At 66.4% G+C, this 25,874-nt stretch carries 22 protein-coding genes; 10 read left to right on the forward strand and 12 right to left on the reverse strand.

What is annotated here, in order from left to right; translation table 11 throughout:
• Window positions 1-42 precede the first annotated feature (42 nt).
• The 4 genes from VJ162_RS14680 (at window position 43) to VJ162_RS14695 (ending at window position 3,089) form a co-directional block, all read left to right on the forward strand.
• The gene (locus tag VJ162_RS14680; RefSeq protein ID WP_324665308.1) at window positions 43-855 is read left to right on the forward strand and encodes an undecaprenyl-diphosphate phosphatase; all 813 of its coding nucleotides are present in this window, start codon (window positions 43-45) and stop codon (window positions 853-855) included.
• Between the two features lie 37 nt (window positions 856-892).
• Entirely contained in the window at window positions 893-1,549 is a 657-nt protein-coding gene (locus VJ162_RS14685) for an HAD family hydrolase (protein WP_324665310.1), read from the forward strand.
• A 55-nt stretch (window positions 1,550-1,604) separates the two neighbouring features.
• A complete protein-coding gene (locus VJ162_RS14690; RefSeq protein WP_324665312.1) occupies window positions 1,605-2,471 on the forward strand; it encodes a CheF family chemotaxis protein in 867 nt (288 codons plus the stop codon).
• A 156-nt stretch (window positions 2,472-2,627) separates the two neighbouring features.
• A complete protein-coding gene (locus tag VJ162_RS14695; RefSeq protein WP_324665314.1) occupies window positions 2,628-3,089 on the forward strand; it encodes a nucleoside deaminase in 462 nt (153 codons plus the stop codon).
• Window positions 3,090-3,132: 43 nt separating this feature from the next.
• Here the strand turns inward: VJ162_RS14695 and VJ162_RS14700 are convergent, their stop codons facing one another.
• From VJ162_RS14700 to VJ162_RS14730, 7 genes are all read right to left on the reverse strand, one after another.
• Entirely contained in the window at window positions 3,133-3,369 is a 237-nt protein-coding gene (locus tag VJ162_RS14700; protein ID WP_324665316.1) for a hypothetical protein, read from the reverse strand.
• A 1-nt stretch (window position 3,370) separates the two neighbouring features.
• The gene (locus tag VJ162_RS14705; RefSeq protein WP_324665318.1) at window positions 3,371-3,832 is read right to left on the reverse strand and encodes a universal stress protein; all 462 of its coding nucleotides are present in this window, start codon (window positions 3,830-3,832) and stop codon (window positions 3,371-3,373) included.
• 2 nt (window positions 3,833-3,834) lie between these two features.
• The gene (locus VJ162_RS14710) at window positions 3,835-5,514 is read right to left on the reverse strand and encodes a sodium:solute symporter family transporter (RefSeq protein WP_324665319.1); all 1,680 of its coding nucleotides are present in this window, start codon (window positions 5,512-5,514) and stop codon (window positions 3,835-3,837) included.
• On the reverse strand, window positions 5,511-5,948 hold the full coding sequence (locus VJ162_RS14715) for a DUF4212 domain-containing protein (protein WP_324665320.1): 438 nt from the start codon (window positions 5,946-5,948) through the stop codon (window positions 5,511-5,513). The genes VJ162_RS14710 and VJ162_RS14715 overlap by 4 nt, the downstream gene beginning before the upstream one ends.
• 55 nt (window positions 5,949-6,003) lie before the next feature.
• Window positions 6,004-7,974 carry an acetate--CoA ligase gene (gene acs, locus VJ162_RS14720; RefSeq protein WP_324665321.1) on the reverse strand — a complete coding sequence of 657 codons (1,971 nt, stop codon included), beginning with the start codon at window positions 7,972-7,974 and terminating at the stop codon, window positions 6,004-6,006.
• Window positions 7,975-8,038: 64 nt separating this feature from the next.
• A complete protein-coding gene (locus VJ162_RS14725) occupies window positions 8,039-9,739 on the reverse strand; it encodes a bacterio-opsin activator domain-containing protein (protein WP_324665322.1) in 1,701 nt (566 codons plus the stop codon).
• 141 nt (window positions 9,740-9,880) lie between these two features.
• A complete protein-coding gene (locus tag VJ162_RS14730; protein ID WP_324665323.1) occupies window positions 9,881-11,821 on the reverse strand; it encodes an acetate--CoA ligase in 1,941 nt (646 codons plus the stop codon).
• Between the two features lie 137 nt (window positions 11,822-11,958).
• Between VJ162_RS14730 and VJ162_RS14735 the strand changes: the two genes are divergently transcribed.
• The 3 genes from VJ162_RS14735 (at window position 11,959) to glmS (ending at window position 15,974) form a co-directional block, all read left to right on the forward strand.
• Window positions 11,959-12,819 carry a CheF family chemotaxis protein gene (locus VJ162_RS14735; protein ID WP_324665325.1) on the forward strand — a complete coding sequence of 287 codons (861 nt, stop codon included), beginning with the start codon at window positions 11,959-11,961 and terminating at the stop codon, window positions 12,817-12,819.
• 174 nt (window positions 12,820-12,993) lie between these two features.
• A complete protein-coding gene (gene glmU, locus VJ162_RS14740) occupies window positions 12,994-14,184 on the forward strand; it encodes a bifunctional sugar-1-phosphate nucleotidylyltransferase/acetyltransferase (protein ID WP_324665327.1) in 1,191 nt (396 codons plus the stop codon).
• Window positions 14,184-15,974, forward strand: a complete 1,791-nt coding sequence (glmS, locus tag VJ162_RS14745) for a glutamine--fructose-6-phosphate transaminase (isomerizing) (protein WP_324665329.1) — start codon at window positions 14,184-14,186, stop codon at window positions 15,972-15,974. The genes glmU and glmS overlap by 1 nt, the downstream gene beginning before the upstream one ends.
• A gap of 7 nt (window positions 15,975-15,981) precedes the next feature.
• Here the strand turns inward: glmS and VJ162_RS14750 are convergent, their stop codons facing one another.
• Both VJ162_RS14750 and VJ162_RS14755 read right to left on the reverse strand, forming a co-directional pair.
• A complete protein-coding gene (locus tag VJ162_RS14750) occupies window positions 15,982-17,097 on the reverse strand; it encodes a DUF4330 family protein (protein WP_324665331.1) in 1,116 nt (371 codons plus the stop codon).
• A gap of 68 nt (window positions 17,098-17,165) precedes the next feature.
• Entirely contained in the window at window positions 17,166-18,584 is a 1,419-nt protein-coding gene (locus tag VJ162_RS14755; RefSeq protein ID WP_324665333.1) for a sugar transferase, read from the reverse strand.
• A gap of 104 nt (window positions 18,585-18,688) precedes the next feature.
• Here VJ162_RS14755 and VJ162_RS14760 point away from each other — a divergent pair, with 104 nt between their 5' ends.
• Window positions 18,689-19,774 carry a glycosyltransferase family 4 protein gene (locus VJ162_RS14760; RefSeq protein WP_324665406.1) on the forward strand — a complete coding sequence of 362 codons (1,086 nt, stop codon included), beginning with the start codon at window positions 18,689-18,691 and terminating at the stop codon, window positions 19,772-19,774.
• 152 nt (window positions 19,775-19,926) lie between these two features.
• Here the strand turns inward: VJ162_RS14760 and VJ162_RS14765 are convergent, their stop codons facing one another.
• Together VJ162_RS14765 and VJ162_RS14770 are read right to left on the reverse strand one after the other, a co-directional pair.
• Window positions 19,927-21,225 carry a hypothetical protein gene (locus VJ162_RS14765; protein ID WP_324665335.1) on the reverse strand — a complete coding sequence of 433 codons (1,299 nt, stop codon included), beginning with the start codon at window positions 21,223-21,225 and terminating at the stop codon, window positions 19,927-19,929.
• A 52-nt stretch (window positions 21,226-21,277) separates the two neighbouring features.
• Window positions 21,278-22,390: a glycosyltransferase gene (locus tag VJ162_RS14770; RefSeq protein ID WP_324665336.1), complete on the reverse strand. Its 1,113-nt coding sequence runs from the start codon at window positions 22,388-22,390 to the stop codon at window positions 21,278-21,280.
• Window positions 22,391-22,471: 81 nt separating this feature from the next.
• On the opposite strand from VJ162_RS14770, the gene VJ162_RS14775 reads away from it, so the two are divergent.
• Window positions 22,472-23,398: an alkaline phosphatase family protein gene (locus VJ162_RS14775; protein WP_324665338.1), complete on the forward strand. Its 927-nt coding sequence runs from the start codon at window positions 22,472-22,474 to the stop codon at window positions 23,396-23,398.
• Window positions 23,395-24,534 (forward strand): glycosyltransferase family 4 protein, encoded by a 1,140-nt coding sequence (locus tag VJ162_RS14780; protein ID WP_324665341.1) that lies wholly within the window; start codon window positions 23,395-23,397, stop codon window positions 24,532-24,534. The genes VJ162_RS14775 and VJ162_RS14780 overlap by 4 nt, the downstream gene beginning before the upstream one ends.
• Window positions 24,535-24,694: 160 nt before the next feature.
• Here VJ162_RS14780 and VJ162_RS14785 read toward each other — a convergent pair whose 3' ends face one another.
• Window positions 24,695-25,855, reverse strand: a complete 1,161-nt coding sequence (locus tag VJ162_RS14785) for a glycosyltransferase family 4 protein (protein ID WP_324665343.1) — start codon at window positions 25,853-25,855, stop codon at window positions 24,695-24,697.
• Window positions 25,856-25,874: the final 19 nt, after the last annotated feature.

Here is a 25,874-nt window from a genome sequence, read left to right on the forward strand (position 1 = left end):
CGGACCGAACCGCCTTTACTCACGGCTGTCCGCTGGGTGGATATGAACCCCGTCCTCGTTGCCATCCTGCTTGGCATCCTGCAGGGGATACTGGAGTGGATTCCCGTCTCCAGCGAGGGCGGGGTCGCGCTCGCCTCGACGGTGCTCGCTGGCATCGCGCCAGACGACGCGACGCGGCTGGCGCTCTTTTTACACGCCGGGACCGCCGTCGCCGCCGTCGCGTACTACCGGACAGACGTAGTCGACATCCTCGATTCCGTCCGTGAACTCTCTCGCCGGCCCTTCGCCGACGAGACGGCGGACCTCTCCTTTCTGGCGATAGCGACCCTCGCGACCGGAGCCACGGGACTGCCGGCGTATCTCCTGCTCGACGCCGCCGTCTCCGGGCTCGAAGGGGGACTGTTCCTCGCGCTAGTCGGCGCTCTGCTCGTTCTGACCGGGCTGCTCCAGCGCTTTGCGGTCGCGCTATCGCTGGGCGAGCGCCACAGTCCGGACTGGGCCGACGCCGTCGTCGTCGGCGCCCTGCAGGGCGTGGCCGTCCTCCCGGGTGTCTCGCGGTCTGGCACCACCGTCAGCGCGCTCCTGCTTCGCGGCCACGAGGGCGAGTCGTCGCTGCGGCTCTCCTTTCTGCTGTCGATTCCCGCGGCGCTGGGGGCGAACGCGCTCGTCCTCGCAGACGACGGCGTCCCGGCAATCGACCCCCTGAGCGCGGTGGTCGCGCTGTCGGTCAGCGCCGTCGTCGGCTACCTGACCGTCGGCGCGCTGGTCCGGCTGGTGCGGCGGGTCCCGTTCTGGACGGTCTGTGTCGCCTTTGGCGGGCTGGGCGTCGTCGGCGGGCTGGCCGTCGCGCTGTGAGCGACGCGCTCAGGTGTCTCCGGTTCTACCCCCCGCTATGGCCGACTACGACGGATTGCTGCTCGACCACGACGGCGTCTTGCTGACGCTCACCGACCGGGTGACGCTTCGGGACGCCGCGCTCGGGGCGCTCCGCGATGCGGGTATCGAGAGCCCGCCGGAAGCGGACGCCGACACGCTCAGTATCCGCGTCACGACCGACGACCTGTCCGCGCTGGCCGACCGCCACGCGGTCGAGCCCGAGCGGCTCTGGCGGTGTCGCGAGGACCGCATCGCGGCGCTCCTGCGTATGGAACTCGACGCCGGTCGGAAAGTGCCCTACGACGACGTGTCCGCCCTCGACGGCGTCGCGGTGCCGGCGGGGGTCGTCAGCAACAACCAGCAGCGGATCGTCGAGGCCGCCCTCGACACGCACGGCCTCGCGGCCCGATTCGAGACGGTGGTCGCACGCGAGCCGACGGTCGAGAGCCTGGCCGAGAAAAAGCCCGAACCGACGTATCTGGAGACGGCGATGGCCGACATCGGCTGTTCGAACCCGCTCTATGTCGGCGATAGCGAGTCGGACGTTCTGGCCGCTGACCGGGCTGGCGTCGACGTGGCCTTCCTGCGCCGCGGCCACAACGCCGACACCACGCTCGACGCCGCCCCCACCTACGACGTGGGGAGTCTCGACGCCGTCGTCGACCTGCTCTGACGCCGGTGGTGGAACTTATATAGGATTCGGCGACAACTCTCGGACAACTGCGGCTATGAGTGGTGACGAATACAAGGTACTGGACACGTCCGGCGACTTCCAGTACGTCGTCCGTGACGGCCAACCGGTCACCGACCCCAGGTGGCAGTCATGTCGCCTCATCGTCACCAACAAGCGGGTGGTGCTTGCGACCAACAACGGGAAGACGCCCATCCCGCATACGAACATCTCCGTGCCCGACGACCCCGAAGGTGCCGTGCCCGGGGACGTCCCGCCGGGCGCGACGGTGCTCGCTGTCGGTGACAACGTCCTCCTGATCGACGCGAGCGACGTCTCGGATTTCGCGTTCGAGTACCGGCGAGCGACCCTGCAGGGCGAGGTCATCCTCGCGCGCAGCCCCGCCGTCGTCGGTGGCGTCATCCAGAACGACGCCGAGTGGAGCAAGGCCCGCTTTCGCTTGGACGACGACGAGGTCCGCCTGCAGTTCCCGGGCGGTGACTCGACCGTCTTCGACATCGACGACGTGGGGACCATCGAGACGAGCGAGAGCACCGTGCTGGGCGACCAGCGGGCCGTCGTCGAGGTCGAACACACCGACGAGGAAGGCCGCAGCGTGGAGACGCACTTCTCGGGGATGCCCCACCACACCGACGCGCTGGAAGCCCTCTTCAGCGCCGTCGTCGAAGAGCGCGGGGACGACTACGACCTCTCGGAGATGGAGAGCCAGGTGCTGATGGCGCTGTACTCGGGCGTCTCGCCGTTCGAGATGGCCGACTTCGTCGGGACGACGCCCGACGACGTCGAAGAGATTTACCAGAAGTTACTGGACGTGGGCGCGGTCGACAAGGTCCGGACGCGGACGGAGGTCAGCCTGAACGCCCAGGGGCGGAACATGGCGTCCGAAGCGATGAGTGGGGAGTAGCGAGGTCGGAGCGTCGCGACGACCTCGGACAAGCGCAGCGGGGAGCGATAGCGACCTGCGAGCAGCAGCGTGGTTTGAACGAACGTAGTGAGTGAAAACCACGAAACGGAACGCCCGCACAAAACACGTAACTGGACACCGACCTCACGAGAGCGTATGCCACCGGCGTTCGACGATTTCGACCACGAGGCGCACATGCAAACGGCGTTCGAACTGGCCCGTGAAGCCGCTGCTCGCGGCGACGAGCCGTTCGGCAGCGTCCTCGTTCGCGACGACGCCGTCGTCATGACCGACTCGAACCGCGTCCACACCGCTGCGGACATCCGCCGCCATCCGGAACTCCAGCTCGCACACCGGGCCTGTGAGGCGTACGCGCCCGAGGAACGCGCGGAGATGGCGATGTACACGAGCACGGAACCCTGTCCGATGTGTGCCGGCGGGATGGAGCGGGCCGGTTTCGGCCGCGTCGTCTACAGCGTCGGAAGCGACGAGGTCGCGGCGTTGACCGGTGTCGAACCCGCCGTCTCCGCGTCGGAGATACTCGACGGGACAACCGACGTCGTCGGGCCGGTGTTACCCGACGACGGGCGGCAGGTCCACCGGGAGTTCGACTGGTGACCGGCCGCGTACGTCTCCTGTGACGGCACAAAGGAGTCGACCGCTACGACTCCGCTCGCACCGCTTCCAGCGAGGCGAAAAAGCCGTAGTAGGCGACGACGCCGCCCAGCAGCGTCAGGTAGTAGAGCCACTCTGGCCCGCCGGGCAGGAGGTCGAAGATGACGGTGACGACGGTCACCCACGCCAGCGCGAAGACGAAGTCGACGACCATCCCGCCGCGGTGCTCCTCGACGTGTTCGCCGACGGTTTCGAGCAGCCCTTTCGGCGACGTCATCGCCATCTCACGTCTCCTCGTGTTCGTCGACAACCAGCACCGGGACGTGCGTCGACCGCAGGACCCGTTCGGTGACGCTGCCAAGCAGGGCCCGACGGACGCCCGACCGGCCGTGGCTGCCCATCACGACCAGGTCGATGTCCTGGTTGTCGGCGTAGCCGGCGATGACGTCGTGGGGTGTCCCGACGCGGACCTCCTCGTGGACGGTCACGTCGTGTTCGGCGGCGGCGTCGACGACGGCGCCGGTCGCGTCGTCGGCGTCCTCCTGCAGTTCGTGCATCTCGCCGAAGTTGCCCTGCCTGATGCGGTCGATCTGTTCGGTACCGAGGCTGAGGTTCACCGCGTCGACGTCGACGACGTACAGCGCGTGCAGGCGAGCGTCGTACTTTTCGGCGAGGTCCACGGCGTGGGACACCGCGACGTTTGCCGTATCGCTCCCGTCGGTCGGAATGAGGATGTTCTCGTACATTGTTAGTCGTCCGCAGGGGTGTCACCGCCGCTGTTCGAGACGATGTCCTCGGCGGTCTGTTGCTGGCCCATCGGCTCGGGGCTGTGACACTGGCGGACCATCTTCTTGGTCTCCAGTGGCGGTTCGGGCGTCACCAGCGAGACGGCGATGGTGACGATGAAGACGAGCGGCGTCCCGACCAGCGCGGCCCCGATGGGCGGGACGTACTGGGCGTATATCGGGACGAGCGCGCCGCTCTCACCGGCGGCCGCGCCGAGGGCGCCGATGTAGGCCGGCAGCACGCTGTTGATGATAGATGTGATCCACAGCAGGAGGCCGACGGACATTCCGGCCAGAGCCCCCTGTCGGTTGGTGTTCTCCCACCAGAGTCCGAGGAAGAACATCGGGAACAGCACGACGCCGGCAAGCGAGAAGGCGTAGGCGACGAGTTCGCCGATGAGCGCCGGCGGGTTGAACGCGGTGACGGTGACCAGGGCGCCGATGCCGATGATGGTCGCCCGCCCGATGAGCACCTGCTGGCGCTGGGTCGCGTCGGGGTTGATGAGCTCGGAGTAGATGTCGTGGGCGACGGCCGAGGAGGCCGTGATGAACAGCCCGGCGGTCGTCGCGATGGCTGCGGCCATCCCGCCGGCGGCGACCAGCCCGACGAACCAGCGCGGCAGGCTCGCGAACTGGGCGGCCAGCACGACGATGACGTCACCTTCCGCGCCGGACATCGCCTGCTGGCCGCTGTAGACGGCCTCCGGCGAGAGGTTGTTGACTGCAGCGAACAGGTCGACGCCGAAGGCGGCCATCGCCGGCGCGGCCCAGTACAGCAGCATGATGAAGAACAGCCCCGAGACCGTCGACCAGCGGGCCGTTCGCTCGTTTTTGACCGTGTAGAACCGCACCAGCACGTGTGGGAGCCCACAGGTCCCGACGATGAGCGAGAACGCCGTCGCGACCCAGAGGTAGTAGCCGTTCCCGCCGATAAAGGGCTCGGAGAACTGCCGGCTGAGTTCGCTAAAGAGCGCGCCGTACTCTATCTGCGGGAGTATCGTCGAGTACCCCTGCGAGAAGCCGACGACGTAGACGCCCGCGAGGAACGCGACGATGAGGATGACGTACTGCACCGCCATGTTCTTGGTCGCACCCAGCATCCCCGACAGCGCGAGGTAGCCGACGGTGATGGTCATCATGACGACGATCATCGGGATGATGTCGAGCCCGAAGACGTACTGGCCGACAAGCCCCATCCCGCGGGCCTGGCCCACGGAGTAGACGTACGCGATGAGTAGCGTGGTAAAGGCAGCCAGCGCCCGGGCCATCGGCGAGTTGAACCGGTCGGCGACGAAGTCGGGCGCGGTGTACTTCCCGAAGCGGCGCATCTGCGCGGCGAGGAAGATGAGCAGGACGAAGTAGCCGGTCGTCCAGCCGACGATGAAGGCCAGACCGTAGAAGCCCGAGAGGGCAACCAGCCCGGCCAGCCCGAGATACGACGCCGCGGACATCCAGTTGGCCCCGATGGCCATCCCGTTCTCGATGTTACCGATGCCACGACCGGCGACCCACATCCCCTCGGCGTCGGCCACCTTGAACACGTAGCCGATGACGAGGAAGGAAGCCATCATCAGGAAGACGATGATGGCCGGAACGAGCTTGAACGAGATGTCGAGCGCCTCGGCCTGCAGCGGGACCGTCATTGCTCGACGCCCCCATCGGTGGCTGCGGCCTCACCGCTGTCGCCGGCCTCGCCCGTCTCGGGGTCGCCGGTGGTGTGTTCGATGCCGTACTTCTCGTCGAGTTTGTCGCGCTGGCGGGCGTAGATGGCCGCCAGGACGAGCGCGCCAGTCGGCGCACAGAAGCCCACGAGGAAGTAGTGCCACGGGAAGCCGAGGACGGGCATCGTCGTCGTCATCGTTCCCGGCGCGATGGCCGTCAGCGTCACCGGCCCGAAGACGATGAGCGCCCAGACGACGAAGCCGACCCAGACGATTCTGAGGTGGTCGCGCATGTAGGCCGTGCTCGGCTTCAGCAAGTTCACCTCCTCGCTGAGGTAGTCCGTGTTCTGATGTCGCTGTGCGGCTCGGGTCGCCCCGCCGTCTGTCGCCGTTTCGTGCGTGTCTTTGTCTGACATGGTTGCGTTTGTGTATTCCACCGTACCGTTCAGTGTTCGAAAACGATACCCCGGTTCAGTCGCCGCTTACCTTCGACTGGATCTCACTGACCACGTCGGGGTTGCGCAGCGTGCTGGTGTCGCCAAGCTCCTCGCCGTTGGCGATATCTTCGAGCAGCCGCCGCATTATCTTCCCCGAGCGGGTCTTTGGCAGCTCGGGCGTGAAGATGACGGCCTCCGGCCTCGCGATGGGGCCGATGGCGTCCTCGACGCCCTCGATGATCCGGTCCCGAAGCTCGTCGGTCTCCTCGGTGCCGTCCTCGGTGATGATGTAGGCGTACACCGCCTCACCTTTGATCTCGTGGTCCCCGCCGACGACGGCCGCCTCGGCGACGCCTTCGACGCCGACGATGGCGCTCTCTATCTCCATCGTCCCCAGGCGGTGGCCCGAGACGTTGAGCACGTCGTCGACCCGACCCAGCACGGTGATGTAGCCGTCCTCGTCGAGCTTGGCGCCGTCCTCGGGGAAGTACACCCACTGGTCGCGGTCGGGGTCGGAGTACTCGCGCCAGTACTCGTCGAGGAAGCGCTCGTCGTTCTTATACAGCGTCCGGAGCATCCCGGGCCAGGGCTGGTTGACGACGAGGTAGCCCGCTTTCCCGGCCTCGACGGGATCGCCGCTCACGTCGACAACGTCGGCGCTGACGCCGGGCAGCGGCGGTCCGGCCGTCCCGGGTTTCATGTCACCGATGGCCGGCAGCGTCGTCAGCATCATCCCGCCCGTCTCGGTCTGCCACCACGTATCGACGATGGGACAGGACTCCTGGCCGATGTGTTTGTAGTACCACTTCCACGCGCGTGGGTTGATGGGTTCGCCGACGGTCCCCAGCAGCCGCAGACTGGAGAGGTCGTGGCTGTCGGGGTACTCCGTGCCCCACTTCATGAACGCGCGGATGGCGGTCGGCGCGGTGTAGAGCTGGGTCACCTCGTACTCCTCGACGATGTCCCAGAGCCGGTCTTTCTCGGGGTAGTCCGGCGTCCCCTCGTACATCACCGTCGTCGTCCCCAGCGCGAGCGGCCCGTAGACGATGTAGGAGTGGCCGGTAATCCAGCCGATGTCGGCCGAACACCAGTAGGTGTCATCGGGCTTGATGTCGAGCACCGCGTGGCTCGTCCAGGCGGCATACGAGAGATAGCCGCCGGTGGAGTGTTTGACGCCCTTTGGCTGGCCAGTCGTCCCCGAGGTGTACATGAGGAAGAGCATGTCCTCGGCGTCCCGGGTGACCGGCTCGACTTCGGCGCCCTCGTAGTCGGCGACGAGTTCGTCGTAGTCGTGTTCGTCGTCTTTCATCGGGTGGTCGTAGTCGTCGTCTAACCGGTCGACGACCACGGTCTCGACCTCGTGGCCCACGTCTTCGAGCCCCTCGTTTGCCTTCTCCTTGTGGGGCAGCGGGTCCCCGCGGCGGTAGTAGCCGTCACAGGTGACGAGGAACTCCGAGTCGGCCGACTCCATCCGGGTCGCCAGCGCGTCCGCGGAGAAGCCCGCGAAGACGACGGAGTGTGGCGCGCCGATGCGGGCACACGCCAGCATGGCGACCGGCAGCTCCGGAATCATCGGCATGTACATCGTGACCACATCGTCCTCCTCGACACCGAGGTCCCGCAGCGCGGCGGCGAACTCGTTTACCTCCCGATGGAGTTCGCTGTAGCTGTAGGTGCGTTTCTCGCCGAGTTCGCCGATCCACTCGATTGCAGCCTCCTCACCCCGGTCGTCGAGGTGCCGGTCGAGGCAGTTCGCCGAGGCGTTCAGTTTCCCGTCTGTGAACCACTCGTAGAAGGGGGCGTCACTGTCATCAAGTACCTGCTCCCACTCGCTCTCCCAGTCGAGCAACTCGGCTGCCCGCTCCCAGGCGTCGGCCCCCTCCTCTTCGAACTCGTCGTAGATATCGGGGTCGGCGACGTTGGCCTGCTCGACGAACGACTCCGGTGGCTCGAAGACGTCCTGTTCTTCGAGTCGTGCTTCAAGTTGGACCTCCTCGTCTGACATGGTCTATCATACACAATCCGGGGGCGGTTGATAAACGGGGGGTCTAACTATCGAAACAGGGAACTTACACTTCGCCCGTCACTTCCCCCGAGGGTGCCTCGGAGGAGGCCTCGGCGAAGAACGCGGTCAGGACCTTCTGTTGGGCCTTCCTGAGGTGATTGTGGAGGGTCGGCGCGGAGACGGCCAGGGAGTCGGCGAGCTCCTCGGCGGTCGTCCCCCGGGGCCACTCGAAGTAGCCGCTGTGGTAGGCCGCTTCTAGGACGGTCGCCTGTCGGTCCGAGAGGCGGTCCGACAGCTGTTTTCGAAAGCCGGTGTCCGTCTCGACCGGGCGCTCGGTCTCGTGTTTCGCGCTCAGCATCGTCCCGGGGTAGGCGCCCACCACGGTATCGACGACCTCGCGGAGGTCGCTGTCGGTGGGTAGCTCCGCCGTGATGGTCGCCTCGCCCCCTTCGGCGGTCAGGTCGCGGATACGGCCCCCGTTTTCTACGAGCGGGAGCGTGGGCGCCGCCGTGACGACGACCTCAAGCAACGCGCCGTCGCGGTAGTCCTCGATGAGTCGGGCGTCGACGGTCGCGGGGTCGTCGGTGACGTAATCGAGGACTGCGTCGGTCGAGGCCCCGTCGACGACGAGGTAGTACAGCAGCGACCGCCCGCCGACCGGCACCACCCCCGAGAGTTCGACCCGGCAGCCAACCGCCGACGAGAGCCCGACGGTCACGGCGTCGGCGTCGGTGCTTTTGAAGGTGAGCTCGGTGACCGTATCGGCAAGCAGCAGGCGCTTTCGCTCGACGGCGGACAACGCCGCGCCGACGTGGGTCCCGAGCGCGCCCAGGACCTCCCGTTCGGCGTCGCCGATGGGGGCGGTCGTCCCGACAGCCAGCACGCCCGAAACGGCGTCTTCGCGGACGAGCGGGACGAACACGACCGGTCCCTTCGCCCCCTCGACCGGCCGGACGTCGCTGCCGTCTATCGCGTCGGCCGCCGCGTCCGCGTGTGCCTGTCGCTGTTCGGTGACGCGTTGCTCGCCGACCCCGGCTATCGCACGCGGTGTGAGGCCGTCGCCGGTGTGTTCTGCCAGCCAGGCAAAGCGGAACCCCTCGGTCGCTGCCAGCCGGTCACATACCGTCTGTGCTATCTCCTCGCCGGTCGCGGCCTCGGACAACGCCGCACCGACCTCGCGGGCGACGCCGATAGTCCGGCGGAGGCGTGCCGGCGTCGCGTCGTCCTCGGTGGACCCCATGGCGCGGACGACGGTCTCCCGGTCGGGCTCGCCGAGCAGGGGCGCGAGCCGGTCGAGACGCTCCCACCCCCCGAGGGCACAGACGACGTGGGCGGGGACGCCATCGGCGAGGAGGCCCGCCGCGAACCGCCAGCGCAGGTCCCGCGAGGAGATATCCGAAAGCCGCGGGTCGGCCTCGGCGGCGCGGTCGGCCACCTCGCCGACGAGCATCTGGAGGCGGCGGGCCGAGACCGAAAGCAGCGGCTCGTCGTCGTCACGTCCGGCCGCGCTGGCGAACTTCCGGAGGTCGTGTTCGACGCCAGAGGGAAGGTAGACCTCGCGTGTCACCGTCTCGCCGTCGCGGACGGCCAGAAAGTGGTGGTTGCCGACGCTCTCGATGTCGGCCACCCGGACACGCGTCATCTCGGCCGGCCGCAGGCCGACCTCCCCTCCCAGTCGCACGACGAGGTCCTCGCGGTGTGTCTCGGCGGCGCGGCGGAGCCGCTCGTACCCGCGGGCGCCCAGCACGTCGGTCCCGGCACTCATGTTTCGGGCATTTGCGAGCTAGCGAAATAAGTATGTAGTGATATACCCGCGTGCCGGGCCGGGTTACGCTATCTCCCAGGAGTGAACCGACGACTGGCCGGAACTCTGTTTCGCCTCTCGCTATTTTTCCGAAACCCAGACTCACGTGGGCGTCGCCGACCGCAGCTCCCCGAGTATCTCGGGGTTGCGAAGCGCGCTGATGTCGCCGAGCTCCTCGCCGTTGGCGACGGCGGTCAGCAGCCGGCGCATCACCTTCCCCGAGCGTGTCTTCGGGAGCTCGGGGGTGAACACCACCGCTTCGGGGACCGCGACGCTGCCGATGGCCGTCTCGACGGCCTGTTCGATCCGCCGCTGGAGGGCCGCCTCGGCACACGTCCCCGTCGGCGAGACGTACGCGTAGACGGCCGTCCCGGTGGTCGCGTGGTCCGCCCCGACGACGGCGGCCTCGACGACCCCCTCGACGCCCGCGATGGCCGACTCCAGTTCCATCGTGCTGAAGCGCCGCCCCGCGACGTTGATGGCGTCGTCGATGCGACCGAGCAGCGTGAGATACCCGTCGCCGTCGGCCGTCGCCCCGTCCTCCGGGGCGTAGCGCCACTCCTCGCCGCGGACGGCGGCTTCCCCCCAGCCCTCGCCGGTGCGAAGCGACTGGGGCATCCCCGGCCAGGGGCGGGTGACGACGAGTTCGCCGGCGGTGCCGGTCCCGACCGACTCGCCGACGGGGTCGACGACCGCCATCTCGATGCCGGGCAGGGGCTTGCCCGCCGCCCCCGGTTTCATCGCGTCGACGCCCGGCAGCGTCGAGAGCAGTATCGCACCCGTCTCGGTCTGCCACCAGGTGTCGACGATGGGACAGTCCCCGCCGCCGATGTGCTCGCGGTACCACTGCCAGGCCGGCTCGTCGATGGGCTCGCCGACGGTCCCCAGCAGGCGGAGACTGGAGAGGTCGTGTTTCGCGGGGAACTCCTCGCCCCACTTCATGAACGCGCGGACGGCCGTCGGCGCGGTGTAGAACACGTCGACGGCGTACTCCTCGACGATCTCCCAGAGGCGGTCCTTCTCGGGGTGGTCGGGGGTGCCGTTGTACAGCACCGTCGTCGTCCCGAGCGCGAGTGGCCCGTAGACGATGTAGGAGTGGCCGGTAATCCAGCCGATGTCGGCCGAACACCAGTAGGTGTCCTCGGGCTTGATGTCGAGCACCGAGTGGCTCGTCCACGCGACGTGGGAGAGATACCCGCCCGTCGTGTGGTCGACGGCCTTTGGCTCGCCGGTGGTTCCCGAGGTGTAGATGCGAAAGAGCGTGTCGGTCGCGTCCCGCGGGACCGGGTCGACCGTCTCGCCGTCGTAGGTCTCCCGCAGTCGGTCGTAGTCGTGGTACCCCTCGCCCAAGTGGACGTCCCGACCGAGCCGGTCCAGCACGACCACGTCGACGTCCTGATCGGCGGCGAGGCGGGCGTTGTCGGCCTTGTTCTTCTGGGCTACGGCGCTGCCCCGCCGGTAGTAGCCGTCACAGGTGACAAGCAGCGACGAGCCGGTCCGCTCCAGCCGCTCGGCGAGCGCGTTGGCCGAAAAGCCCGCGAAGACGACGTTGTGAATCACGCCAAGCCGGACACAGGCTAACATGACGACCGGGAGCTCGGGCACCATCGGGAGGTAGATGGTCACGACGTCGTCGGCTTCGACCCCCTGTGCGCGAAGCGCCGCCGCGACGGCGTTTACCTCGCGGTACAGCTCCCGGTACGTGTAGCTGCGGGACTCGCCGACGTGGCCCTCCCAGATGAGCGCGAGCTGGTTCTTGCGCTCCGGGAGATGCCGGTCGATACAGTTGTAGGATGCGTTCAGCGTCCCGTCGGGGAACCACTCGAAGGGCGGGCCGTCGGCGCCCCGAAGCACGTCGGCGGGCGGGTCGTGCCACTCCAGCAGGTCCGCCGCCCGCCGCCAGCAGTCGGGCCACTCGCGTTCGAACACGTCGTACACCGCCCTATCGGCGACGTTGGCCTGCTCGACGAACCACGCCGGCGGGTCGATGGCCGGGCGGTCGTCAAGCGCCGTGGCTCGACCGGACCCGTCGCCCGTTGTCATCGTTCACACCTATGTCGGTGTGGGCATAAGCCTTGGCGCTCCCCCCGGTGTTGCCGACCCGTCGACAGTATCAGTATCGACACTCGCGGCGGAACCTATTTGCGCCGGCCTCGACTACGGGGCCACGAGAGCGGTGCATGAGCGACACAGAGAAGAAAATCGCCGACACGCAGGGCCAGTTCCTGCAGGCGGTCTCTCAGGGCCAGCGTCTCACCGACGCCGAGTGGCAGAACTGCCGCATCATCCTCACGACCGAGCGAATCGCGCTCGTCGCCGACGACAAGCGCCAGATAGCCCTGACCGACATCGACCGCATCGCCGACCGGTTCGACGTGAACCAGCAAAGCGCCGGCGTCTCCGACTACGTCGCCCTCCACGTCGGCGATACCGTCCTCCTGGTGTCGGCGTCGGACCACGAGGCCTTCGAGACGGACCTCTACCGGGCGAGCCTGGACGGCGCGGTCATCCTCGTCCAACACCCCGCGGTGAAAGGCGGCGTCGTCAAGAGCAACGAGTGGACGAAGGGACGGCTGAAAGTCTCCGACGAGGCCGTCCGCCTGGCGATGGCCGACGGGCAGGCCGTCGACATCGAGCGGACCGACATCGGCGACCTGACCGTCGAGGACAAACAGGTCTCGGGCGAGGAACGGACCGTCATCCAGGTCGAACACAGCCAGGACGACATCAGCGTCGAGACCCACCTCGCCGGCGAGGAGTTCCACGCCACCGTCCTCCGGACGATGCTCGAAGACAGCGCCGAGCAGAACCGCGCGGACCTGGACCTCTCGTCGACGGAGAAACGCGTCATCATGGCGCTGCATTCGGGCGTTTCGCCGTTCGACATCCCGAACTTCGTCGGTATCGATGTCGAGAAGACCGAAGAGATATTCGACCGGCTCATCGAGCTCGACGTCATCAGCGTCCTCCGGGAGCGGACCGAGGTCGCGCTGACGACGAAGGGCCGGCGGGTTGCTGGGGATCGAATGGGCGAGCAGTAGCGTGGTTTGAGCGAGCAAAGCGAGTGAGAACCACGGAACGCGACGCGGTGAGCAAAGCGAACCGCGAAGCGGTAGGGAGACGCCACCGCCCGGTAAAGTTCGGGGCAGTCGTTCACGCAAATATTGCACCATTAGTCCCGCCATATTGATACCCCTACTCGTAGTGCTAGCGGTATGGACATCGATACGGCGGTTGTACTCGCCGCTGGCGAGGGGACCCGACTGCGACCGCTGACCCGCAACCGGCCAAAGCCGATGTTGCCGGCCGGAAATCGGCCGATTCTCGAACACGTCTTCGACGCCTTGGTCGAGGCGGGCGTCGAGGAGCTCGTCGTCGTCGTCGGCTACAAGCGCGACCGCGTCCAGAACCACTTCGGCCCGACCTATCGGGACGTGCCGGTCACCTACGTCACACAGCGCAAGCAGCTGGGCAGCGGGCACGCGCTCTTGCAGGCCCGCGAGGCCGTCGAGGAGTCGACGCTCGTCCTCAACGGCGACCGGCTCATCGACGCCGGCACGGTGTCGGCCGTCGCCGACAGCTTCGCGGAGACTGGCGACCCGTCGCTTGCCGTCGTCGAGCGCCAGGAGACGAGCCGGTACGGCGCCGTCGAGATGCACGGCGACCACATCGAGGAGCTGGTCGAGAAACCCCGCGACGGCGACTATCGGCTCATCAACGGCGGCGTCTACGCCTTCTCGGCGGATATTTTCACCGCAATTGAGGAGACGCCCCGCAAGGAGGGCGAACTGGCCCTGACCGACACCCTTGAGCGTATCATCGAACGCGATCGGGTCCGGGGCGTCGAGGTCGACGGGATGTGGGTCGACGCCACCTACCCGTGGGACCTGCTGACCGTCGCCCGCGAGGTGTTGACTCGGGGTCGGGTCGTCGAGGCGGCCCGCAGCGACGGGGTCTGGATCGCCGATTCGGCGCGGGTCCACCGTGAGGCGGTCCTGCAGGGGCCGGTCGTCGTCGGCCAGGACTGCGAGGTCGGGCCCGACGCCGTCATCGGCCCGAACACGGCGCTTGGCAGCAACGTCACCGTCGGCTCGAACGCCGTCGTCCAGGACAGCGTCATCGACTCGGACACGCGTATCGACCCCGGATCGACGCTGATGGACACCGTCACCGGACAGGACGTCCACCTGGGCGCGAGTACGGTCGTCCCCGCCGGTCCGGCCGACGTACAGGTCGGCACGAACATCTTCGAGGAGCAACGGCTGGGCGCGGTTATCGCCGACCGGGCCCGGGCCAAGGGGAACGTCAGCTTCACGCCGGGGTCGCTGGTCGGCCCGAAGGCCCGCCTCGACGTGGGCGTGACCGTGCGTGGCAACGTCGCCGAGGGCGCGGAGGTGACCCGCTGATGTGTGGCATTATCGGCTGTGTCGGCCGCGGTGACGAGACGCTGGACACGCTGGTCCACGGCCTCTCGAAGCTGGAGTACCGCGGCTACGACTCGGCGGGCGTGGCGCTGGCCGGCGACAGGGTGTCGCTGTGCAAGAAATCGGGCAAGATAGACGACCTCCGGACCGCCCTGGAGAGCGCCACGCTGTCGGGCTCGGTCGGTATCGGCCACACCCGCTGGAGCACGCACGGGCCGCCGACCGACGCGAACTCCCACCCCCACCAGGACTGTCAGGGCGACGTGGCCGTCGTCCACAACGGCATCATCGAGAACTACCAGAGCCTCCGTGACGAGCTGGTCGCCGCCGGCCACACCTTCACCTCCGATACGGACACCGAGGTCGTCCCACACCTCATCGAGGACGCCCTGGCCGCGGGCGCCGAGCCCGAGGACGCCGTCCGCCAGGCCATCGCCCAGCTGGAGGGCAGCTACGCCATCGCGGCCGTCGTCGCCGGCACCGAGGCCGTCTTCGCCGCGCGCAACGACTCCCCGCTCGTATTGGGGATAGACGACGGCTCGACGTATCTGGCGAGCGACGTGCCCGCCTTCCGGGATTTCACCGACCGGGTCGTCTATCTCTCCGACGGCGAGTTCGCCCGCCTGGACGAAAGCGGCTGGGCGGTCACCGACTCGGACGGCGTCCGGGTCGAGAAGGACGTCGACACCGTCGACTGGGACCCCGAGGAGACCGGCAAGAGCGGCTACGACCACTACATGATAAAGGAGATTCACGAGCAGCCACGGGCCCTGCGGCAGTGCCTGCGCGAGCGCGTCGACGAGATGGGCGGCGCCGTCGATCTCGACGACCTGGGTGACCTCTCGCCGACCGGCGTCCAGTTCGTCGCCTGCGGAACCTCCTATCACGCGGCCCTCTATGGCGCGCACCTGTTCCGCGAGGCCGGCATCCCGGCCCAGGCCTTCCTCGCCAGCGAGTACGCCACCTCCGTCCCGCCGATCGGGGATGCCCTCGTCGTCGGCGTCACCCAGAGCGGCGAGACCGCCGACACCCTGTCGGCGCTCCGGGCGGCCGAGAAACGCGGCGCTCGGACGCTGGTGGTCACCAACACGGTCGGGTCGACCGCCGCCCGGGAGTGTGACCACGCCTTCTACATCCGTGCCGGCCCCGAGATCGGCGTCGCCGCCAGCAAGACGTTCTCCTCGCAGCTTGCCGCTCTGAACCTCCTCACGTTGGGGCTGACTAACTCCGACGACGCCCGCGAGGTCATCAACGCCCTGCGGGGGCTACCCGGCGACCTCCAGCGCGTCCTCGATGAGTCCCGTGCCGAGGAGGTCGCGGAGATGTACAAGGACGCCGGGGCGTACTTCTTCATCGGCCGCGGGCTGCAGTTCCCCGTCGCGCTGGAGGGGGCCCTGAAGATGAAAGAGATCACCTACAAACACGCCGAGGGCTTCGCCGCCGGTGAGCTCAAGCACGGCCCGCTCGCCTTGGTCACGTCGGAGACGCCCGTTTTCGCCGTCGTCATCGGCGACGACGAGAAGGCCCGTAAGACCGTGGGCAACGTCAAAGAAGTGGAAGCTCGTGACGCGCCCGTCGTGGCGATTACCGACGGCCAGACCGACGTGCACCGGTATGCCGACCACGTCCTGGAGATTCCCGAGACCCACGAGCGGGCTGCGGCCGTGTTGGCGAATGCCCACCTGCAGCTGCTGTCGTACCACACCGCAGCGAAGCTGGGCCGGAACATCGACAAGCCGCGGAACCTGGCGAAAAGCGTTACCGTGGAGTAGCCCGGCCTCACGCCGACAGCCCGACGACGGTCGTCTCCACGGTCACCGTCCCGAGGTCGAGGACGACCGTCGACCCGTACTGTAGTCGTTCCCCTCTGAATTGCGGGCCGGTTGCCGTCTCCCTGACCCGGAGTTCGGTCGTCAGCGTGAGGTCGTACCGCGTCGGGTGGTCGCCGGTGACGACGGTCCCGTTCGCGGTCGTCGCGACGACCGGTGACGGCTCCGTGCTGACGCCGGTCACGTAGGCGGTCGTTCGCCCGCCGCTGCGTTCTGCCAGCCTCGGTCGGACGATTGACGCCACCGGCTCACGGACCCGCGTCGCCGACAGTGTCACCGTCCGGTTCGTCAGCCGGCCGAGGCCGTCACCGACCCTCGTAACCCGCCCGTCGATAGTGTAGTCGGACGTGGGGAGTTCCAGCGCCCGGCTTGGACGGACCGCTGTCTGCCCGAAGGTCGGAGTCCCTCCCCGACGGTACGTCCGCAGTTCCACCTCGGTGCGTACGGCACGCTCGCTCCCGCTGGCCGTCGGGGCGACATCGACAGCCGTCACCGTCCCGACTGTCCGGCCCGCGACCGTTATTTTGTCGCCGGCCGACACCGCTTCTGCGTCGGCCGCTGCCAGTCGGTCGGAGACGACCACTGTCGTGGCGCCCGTCGCCAGCGTGGACTCGGCGCCGAAGTCGGTGACCCTGCCGGTGGCGTTGTACGTCGACGTGTTAACCCCGAGCTGTCGTCCGAGCCGGAGTGGCGCCCCCGCGTACCGAACGCGACCGTTACTGGCGACACCGCGGACTTCGACCCCGATGACCACCTGCGTCCCGTTTCCTGCGGGTGCGAGATGGACGCCGGTAACGCTGAGGTTCGAGTCCCCGGTCGGGCTGTAGCTGTCGCCCTCGCTGATGGCGGCCGCGATATACGTCGGTTGCTGGCCGAGGTCGAGCGTGGCGTGGGTGGTAGCACTCTCGGGTGATTCGGGCGCTACCCCGCCGGTGAACACCACCGCGGCGCCCGTGATACCGATCGCGAGAACGAGGCCCACAGCCAGCAAATCGACGACGTTGACGACGCCAAGGAGGTTCCCCTCCTCGTCGACGAGCCCGCGCGACGACTCAGCGGAATCCATGGTCTCTCATCTTCGGCGTTCCGTATGGCCCTTTCGCTCGCTTCCGCCGGTCGCCGGACGTGGCGTGGTCACGATGTCAGCACCATCGCGACGATGTCGGTCACGATCTGGTACAGTTGCCGAACCACGATTTTCAGATCGAACCAGAACGACCGCTTGCGGATGTACTGGATGTCGTATCTAATCTTCTGAGCCGGCTGGTGCCCCGTCACGCCGTTTATTTGTGCCATCCCGGTCAGTCCGGGCTTGACGAACCAGCGGCTCCGCCATTCGTCGACATTTGTCTCGATATCTGCGTCGAGTTCCGGTCGCTCCGGCCGCGGACCGACGACGCTCATATCGCCGATCAGGACGGACCACAGCTGTGGGATCTCGTCGAGATGCGTCCGCCGCAGCACCCGGCCGACCCGTGTCACTCGCGGGTCCGAGCCCCCGGCGTCCTCTTGGCTGATTGTCACGCCGGTCCGTGACTCGGCGTCCGTGACCATGCTGCGGAACTTGTAGACGGTGAACGTCTCCCCGAACGCCGCGGTCCGCGTCTGGCTGTACAGCACCGGCCCGGGCGAGTCGAGCTTGACGGCCGCGGCGATGAGAGCGACGACCGGCGCCAGACAGACGAACGCGGCGACCGAGAACGCGACGTCGAACGCCCGTTTGACGGCGTAGTCCTGCCAGTCCCACGGTTCGAGGTTGGTGTCGACCAGTTCGTCCCCGGCGGCATCCGCGACGAGCACGTTGTCCGCGTGGTCCCGGTGGACCTTCGCCCGGACCCCGTGTTCGAAACAGGTGGCAAGCGCGCCGAAGAACTCCCGCCGGTCGGGCTCCTCGAACGCGAGCAACGCCGTATCGATATCGTGCTCGACGAGCACGTCGTCGAGCCGGGAGAGCCCACCGAGGTGAGCGAGTCCGCCGGAGCGGTCGATGGCGACGCCGCCGTCGGTGACGGGTCGCTCTCGCTCTACGGCGCGCACGCTCGACGGGGCGACGAGCCCCAGTATCGGTACCGGCGAACTGGCGTACAGCGTCTCGATTATCTCCGGGTCGTCACCGACGATAACTGCGCGCTTCGAGCTGTTTGGCTGTTGTCGGATGCTGACAAACCACAGGGGGAGGACCACCCCGAGAAACAGCAGCGTCGCCACAAGCGTCGTTCGCGGGAGCCGCGAGGACCAGTCGAAGTAGCCGATGGCCGCGAGCACGGCGCCGGTGAGAAACACCCTCTTTGCGGCCAACGAAACCATATCGAGGATTCGACGTGGCCGGGGTTTGTACAGCGGCCACAGAACGCCCAGCGCCACGAGCACCGTCGTCGCTATCTGGCGGAGCAACTCGCTGTTCGTCGACACCGACGACCGTAGATTGCTCAGCGGTGGCACCGCCGTCACGAGCTGCTGGGCGACTGGCGTGTTCGCCACGACGACGGCGCCGGCGACCCACAGCGCCGAGCCGACGACGGCCACGATGCGGTACCGCAGCCCGGACTGCATTGTTTGGAAGGTCGTAATGAACATATAAAAGCACTATGCGCCAGAAAACATATCTGATAATCACGACCGGCACGTACTTACCGATGCCGTCGGACCGGGTGGACATGCGTATCCTCCGTGTCGCTCAGAAGCTGTACCCGGAGGCACCGGGCGGAGGAACCTACCACGTCCACGCGATGTCCCGGGACCAGGCCGCGATGGGCCACGACATCACGGTGTTGACCGTCACTGACGACCCCGACCGACCGCGGTGGGAGCGGCGGAACGGCTACACGGTCGTTCGCCAGCCCCGGACCGCGACGCTGCTCGGCAACGACATCTCCGCGGGGGTCGCGCGCTTCCTCCGGCGTGCCGGCGGGTTCGATGTCGTCCACGCCCACTCGCATCTGTACGCGTCGACGAACCTGGCCGCGCTGGCGCGGCGCTTTGGCGAGACGCCGTTGGCTATCACGAACCACGGCCTCTACAGCCAGAACGCGCCGGAGTGGCTGTTCGACGTCTATCTGCGGACGGCCGGGCGATGGACGTTCGACCAGGCTGACCTCGTCTTCTGTTACACCGACGAGGACCGCCGGCGCGTCCGGTCTATCGGCGTCGAATCGCTGGTCGAAGTCGTCGGAAACGGGGTCGACACGGACCGGTTTACCCCGCAGGGCCCGACGAGTGACCGTATTGACCACGACGGGGCTGTCGTGCTGTTTGTCGGCCGCCTCGTCGAGGGCAAACGGCCACAGGACGCCATACGGGCGGTCAAGGGGCTTCCACCGGAACTGGACGCGCGGCTGTACGTCGCTGGCGACGGACCGATGCGGCCGTCCCTGGAGGCAATGGCGGGCGAAGAGACGACGTTTCTCGGACAGGTGCCCTACGACGAGATGCCCGCGGTCTACCGCTCGGGCGACACACTCGTACTGCCAAGCCGGGCCGAGGGGCTCCCCCGGACCATCCTGGAGTCGTTTGCCTCGGGCGTGCCGGTCGTGTCGAGCTATCTCGAACAGACTGCCGCCATCGTCGGACAGGCTGGAGAGACCGTTCCGGTCGGGAACGTCCCGGCGTATCGCGCGTCACTGCGCCGGGTCTTGGGAGAGAGTGACACGCTCGGTCAACGGGGTCGCCAGACTGCCCTCGACCGATTCCAGTGGCGCGAGACGGTCGAGCGGACGACCGCCCGGCTCGAATCGCTCCCGTGACCGGGCGGCGTCGCCATCGCGAAAGACTTGAATCCGTAGGCGCTGTTTTCTGACCAATGCCTTCCCGTCTCGCCACGATACTCCAGGGGTCGGTCCTCTACTGGGGTCTCTCGCGCTTTCGGGAGTGGGCCGTCCACAGCACCGTGGCGTCGCTACTCACCGAGGAACGCGCGCTTGCACTCGGTCTCGGCGCCGTCCTCGTGGTGAGTCTCGTTCGGGTCCTGACCTCGACTATGGACGCGCCGGTCAAATTCCTGAGCTTCGCGCTGCTGTTTGTCGCTGTCACCGCTCTGACCTGGCGGTACACCGACCCACGCGCGCAGTCGTAGCCACCACTGGTGGAGCACTGGACTGGCAAAGACGACGAGCAGAAAATCGAAGACCATCCGATGGCGGACGTTGGTGCCGAAGTTCGAGTTGATGGTTCCATAGCCCGTGACACCGGCGAGATAGACTACCCCCAGAAAGACGGCGACCCGCTCGTCGTACTCACGGACGACGAGCGAACGGGCGCCGCTCACGAACAGGACGACGATACTTACGGTCCCGACGAACGCCAACAGGTGAAACACCGACTGGACGTGCAGCGGGAACGGCGTGAACTGGAAGTAGATGGCACGCGCCGGGGCCGCTATCAGGAAGTCGGCCCACGAACTGTAGCTCATCCCGTCCAGATACACGGCGCCGCCGCGCGAGCGGCCACGCAGCTGTGCGTTGACGACGTCGAAGGGGTAAAGCAGCCTTGCGAACAGGGCGAACCCGACTGCGCCGATAGACCCAAGCATCACAGCGAACTTGCCAAGCGAGAGGTTCGTATCGAGTCGCCTGACGCCGCTCACGGCGGCGACGGCGAGGACGCCTAACCCGGTAATCAGGGCTAGCTCCGAGCGTAACAAGAAGAGCATTCCCCAGAGCGGGAGCGCAGGCAGCCCCCCTGCGAGCGCCCCGCTCCGGAGCGTTCGGACGATGACTGCCAGCAGTGAGAGCGCCAGCAACACCGACAGCGTGTCCCGCATCGGGATAGTAAGAAACAGGAACGGCAACGGGAGAAACAGGGCGGTGATGCCGACCGCCGGCGTCGCCTCGGTGGACGGGTAGAGACTGTCGGCCAGATACGCGACTGGAATCGGAACCAGGACGGCGAGTAGCCCGTTGACGACGCCCAGCGTCGCCGGCTGGGGCGTAAAGGCCGTATACAGCAGCCCCTGGAACGCGGCGAAGGAACTCACCGTCCTGGAAGCGGTAACCGGCGCCCCCGCTGCCAGTTCGGTGGCTGCCCGGTGGAACCCGGCGATGTCCCACCCGTAGGGGAGGCGGGGCAGGACGACGAGCGACACCAGGAGGTGTCCACCGAAGGCGACGAGGGCTGCCGGTCGGTACCACGACCGCCCGTAGGCGGTCGCCACCAGCAGCAGGAGCAGCGATGCGCTGGCGACGGCGAGAGCTACCATCGTGGCCCGCTACTCCCCATGCGGATAAAACTGGTTCGGCGCCGCTTGGGTCCTATCGCTTCGCCACCTGTCGGTACAGTTCGGTGTACGAGGCCGCCATCCGCTCGACGCTAAACGTGTTGCTCGCTCGCTCGCGGCCGGCAGCCCCGTACGCGCGCCGCAGCGTCGGGTCGCGCAGTTCGGCCAGCGCAGCGAGGAGTGACTCTATGTCGCCCGGTTCGTATAGCTGGCCGGTGGTCCCCTCGACCACCACCTCGCGGATGCCCGGGATATCCGTCGCGACCACGGGGAGCCGCGCCGCCATCGCTTCGAGCAGCGTCACCGGGTGCCCTTCCCCGCGCGACGGTGCCAGGAACACGTCCCCGACCGCGTAGAACGGCTCGATGTCCGCGACTCGGCCGGTCACGTGGACCCTGTCGCTTACCCCCAGCTCGGCCGCTCTCGACCGCAAATCCTCCTTCAGTGGCCCGTCGCCGACGACGAGCAGTTGCGTGTCGAACGGTGCCGTTGCCACTGCGCGAATCGCCTCGCGCTGTCGCTTGACCGGGACGTATCGCCCGACGTTCAGCAGTGTCAGGGTCTCCGGGTCCAGGTCGAACTCATCGCGGACGGCCGCCGTGTCGACCTCATCGACCCGCTGTCGGAATCCGTTGACGTCGATACCGTTGTAGATGGTACACCAGTCGTCGCCGAGCTGGTTCGGCGGATGGGCACTCCCTGTAAAGGACCGCTCGACCCCGTTGGAGACGGCGACAGTGACGGTATCGAGTGGACGTGTCGCCCGCTCCGTGGCACGGGTGACCGGATGCCAGGTGTCGGCGACGTTGTGTTGCGTACTGACTATGCCGGCGACGCCGGAGCCAACGGCCGCCAACCGGCCGACCGTCTGGGCGTACGGGAGGTGTGCGTGGACGACATCGAACGATGTTGTCCGGAGGAACGTCCGGAGGCGAGCGAACGCGCGCGGGTCGAACCTGAAATCCTCGTCGAAGGATTTGACCGTCGCCCCCGCGTTGACAAGCCGTGAGACGAGGTCGTCTTTCGGTTCCATGTAGCCGACGGTGAACGTCACGTCGTCGATGGTCTCGACGAGGTCCGCGACCATGTTCTCCGCGCCGCCGTACTGAAGCGCGGTGATGAGATGTAATACCTTGAGTCGCGTCATTGAGAGAGATACCTGACCGACTGTACTTAGGTTAGGGGGAACACCCGAATCTCTAAGTTACGCCTTCGCAGATGGGTGACCATGGGTATCTTGTCGCCGGAGCGGATTCGGCGCGGTCTCGCAAGCCCGAACCTCTTTCTCCGCGAAGCCAACCGACTGTATCACCGCCGGCTCTACACTCGCCCCTACAACACGAGCGGCGTCGACCTCTTCGGTGAGGACTGGGACAACCTGCTGATTCTCGACGCCTGTCGGTACGACATGTTCGCCGACCAGTCGACACTCCCGGGGCGACTGGAGTCCCGGCAGTCGCGGGGGTCGAGTACCAGGGAGTTCCTGCGGGCGAACTTCGCCGGGAAAGAGCTTCACGACACCGTCTACGTCACTGCGAACCCACAGTTTTACCGGCACAGCGACTGGCTGGACGCGTCGTTTCACGCGGTCGACCACATCTGGAAGACGGACGGCTGGGACGAGGACCACCGTACCGTCCTCCCGGAAACGACGACCGAACACGCCCTCTCGGCGGCCGAGCGGTACCCGGAGAAACGGCTGCTCGTCCACTACATCCAGCCCCACTACCCCTTCATCGTCGAGGGCGACCAGCCGTTCGACGACGACCAGGCGTTCCTGAAACCCGACGTTCCCGGTAGCTGGGCCCAGCTGATGACCGGCGACCTTGATGCCGTCCCCGAGGAGATATGGCGGGTCTACCGGGCGAACCTGGACCGGACGCTCCCGCACGTCGACCGGCTGCTGGACGGTATCGACGGGAAGTCGGTGGTCACCGCCGACCACGGCAATATGGTCGGCGAACGGGCCGCCCCGCTCCCGATTCGGGAGTGGGGTCACCCACACGGCATCTACACCGACGAACTCGTCCGGGTCCCGTGGCTGGTCGTCGACGGCGACCGGCGGCGTATCGAGTCGGCACCGCCAGTCGAGACGGACACGGAGACGGCTGACGACGTGGTCGCACAGCGGCTGGAAGATCTAGGATACCGATGACGTCCCCGTCGGGCGACCTGACCGTCGGCATCGTCATTGCGGACCTCGACGCTGGCGGCGCGCCGTGGAACTACATCAAGAACCTCCCCATAGAGTTCGCTGATGACGACAGGGTAACGCCGGTCGTCGTCTACCGTCGCGGAGACCCAGATCAGTTTGACGCCCATGTCGATACAATCAAACTCCCGGACAAGTCGTACCCGACCAGCTGGCTTCCGGAACGACCGTTCCCTATACGCGTTCGGTCAGTCGAGAAACGGCGGGACATCGACCTCTTCCATCTCAACGCAATCCCTGACCTCGGCCACTGGTTCGCGCTGGAGTCCACAGCGCCCGTCATCGCCACAGTCCACGGGACCCTCCACTGGGAGAATCTGCCTATCGAGGTACAGACGTGGTCGTATCGACTCCGTCGGCGCTGGTTCGATCGGCTTGGCAGATTCAGCCTGGACAGGCTACTGACAGTCAGCGACTACGTTCGGGAGACGATGGTGGAGCGAGCCGGGTATCGGCCAGAGCAGGTCATGACGACGTATGAAGCCATTGATAACTGCTTCTTTTCGCTCCCTCCGTCTGATGGACTAGTCGACGCTCCAGACGAATACCTACTCCATGTCTCGAATGCGGCACAAAAAAAGAACATCCAGACACTGCTGGGAGCGCTGAAACGGCTGCATGACGCCGGAAGATCTCTCGAACTCGTCGTGGCCGGCGACCGCTGGGAGTCGACCGGCCCGGAACTCGTGGAAAAGTATGGTCTGGCTGAAGACGTACATTTTGCCGGCTACGTTTCCCAAGAGCGGCTCGTTCACCTCTACGACGAGGCGCTCTGTTTTGTGTATCCCTCATACCACGAGACGTTTGGTCTCCCCAACGTCGAAGCGATGGCGCGTGGCACACCGGTTGTAACAACCGCAGCCTACGCTATTCCGGAAATCGTCGGTAACGCGGCCATTACTGTGGAGAACCCACATGACATGGCTGCATTGGCCGATGCGATTCGAACTGTTATCGACGACACGTCCCTGCAGCGCCGGCTAATTGATAACGGGTTACAGCGTGCTCAACGGTTCCGATGGGACACTCACTGTGACCATCTGGTGAAGACGTATTCCCGAGTACTAGCCACAGAGTAATTACAACACGTTGGTTGCCGTTGACAATGCTCGGTTGGCCGGACTATCTGACATTTCGAGCCTTTTGTCCGCGTTCAGTACTGCTTGTTCAGCATGCTCCCTGCAGGCGTGTTAGTGCGGTAATCAAACTTCCTCTGGCTCCCGTAGTAACTGAACGCGATTACGTTTGGAGACCCAACGCCTCGATGACCTTTTGCGCATGGCAATCCCATGTCTGTTCCGACGCTGTTTTCAGGGCCCGTTCGCGCATCCGTCGACGCTCTGTCGGGTTTTCGCGTAGATATTTGAGCCGATCTGCGAGGGCCGCTGCATCGCTGGCCGGAACGACGAATCCCTCTTCGCCGTCGGTGATGATATCGGTCGTCCCTGTCCGGTCAGTTGTTATAATCGGTAACCCAGCCGCTATCGCCTCGAGTGGCGCCCTTGGACAACCATCAGAAACCGAGGGGAAGGCGAATACTGACGCTTTCTGGTGGTAATCACGCGGGTCGACGAACCCTGGGGTCGCGACGTTCTCGAAGTTGTATCGGTTCAGGACCTTCCGCATCGTCGACGAGACGTGCCCACAGAGTACCAATCGCGCCTGTTCATCGTCTCCCCATCCGTTGTGTTCCCAGGCGTCGAGCAGATATGGAATCCCCTTTCCGATGGTTACAGAGCCGATGTAGAGGACGGTGAACTGTTCCTCGGTGGCCGCCGGACTTGTCGGATAGTCAGCAGTATCTATACCCAATGGTGTCACAGATATCTTCTCTGCCGGGAACCCACCGTCGACGAGCGAATCCTTGACGAACGAGGAGACGGCGAGTATCTCATCACACTCATTTAGGGTCTGATCCTGTGCGTCAATCCGGCGCTGTTGGGTAGCCGGCTCAGGGGGTTGTATGCCAAGCCGCTCGTGTTCAGTTGCGATCCGCTGGTAGCAGGACACCGCGTACTCCGTCGTTGCCTTGACGACCGTCCTGCTTCCAGCTCGATTCCCGGCCCGCAGGGTTCGCAGGTACCCCGGCGTGTGGTGGAGCTGAACGTCCGTGTCACGAACCTCTCGGGCGGCGAACGTATCGAACAGCTGTTCTGCATAGTACCGCTTGTTGAACCGCTCGGTCACGTACCGCTGGACCCCTGTCATCGCCCGGGGTATCTTGCGCCCGAACGGAATCGGCGTCGTCACGAGCTCTGCGGGCAGGTCGTACGCTTCGACGCCCCGGCAGTACACCTGGTCGAGGAGCCCCCGCTGGTGGAGCCCGCGGGACAGTTCGGTGATAGGGCGGCCCGTGTGGAGCCCGATATCACCGTAGGCGACAAAGGAGACCGGCTTCATCGCCCATAGTTGGCATAGC

This window comes from Haloarcula sediminis (assembly GCF_035656455.1).
Lineage (GTDB): Archaea > Halobacteriota > Halobacteria > Halobacteriales > Haloarculaceae > Haloarcula > Haloarcula sediminis.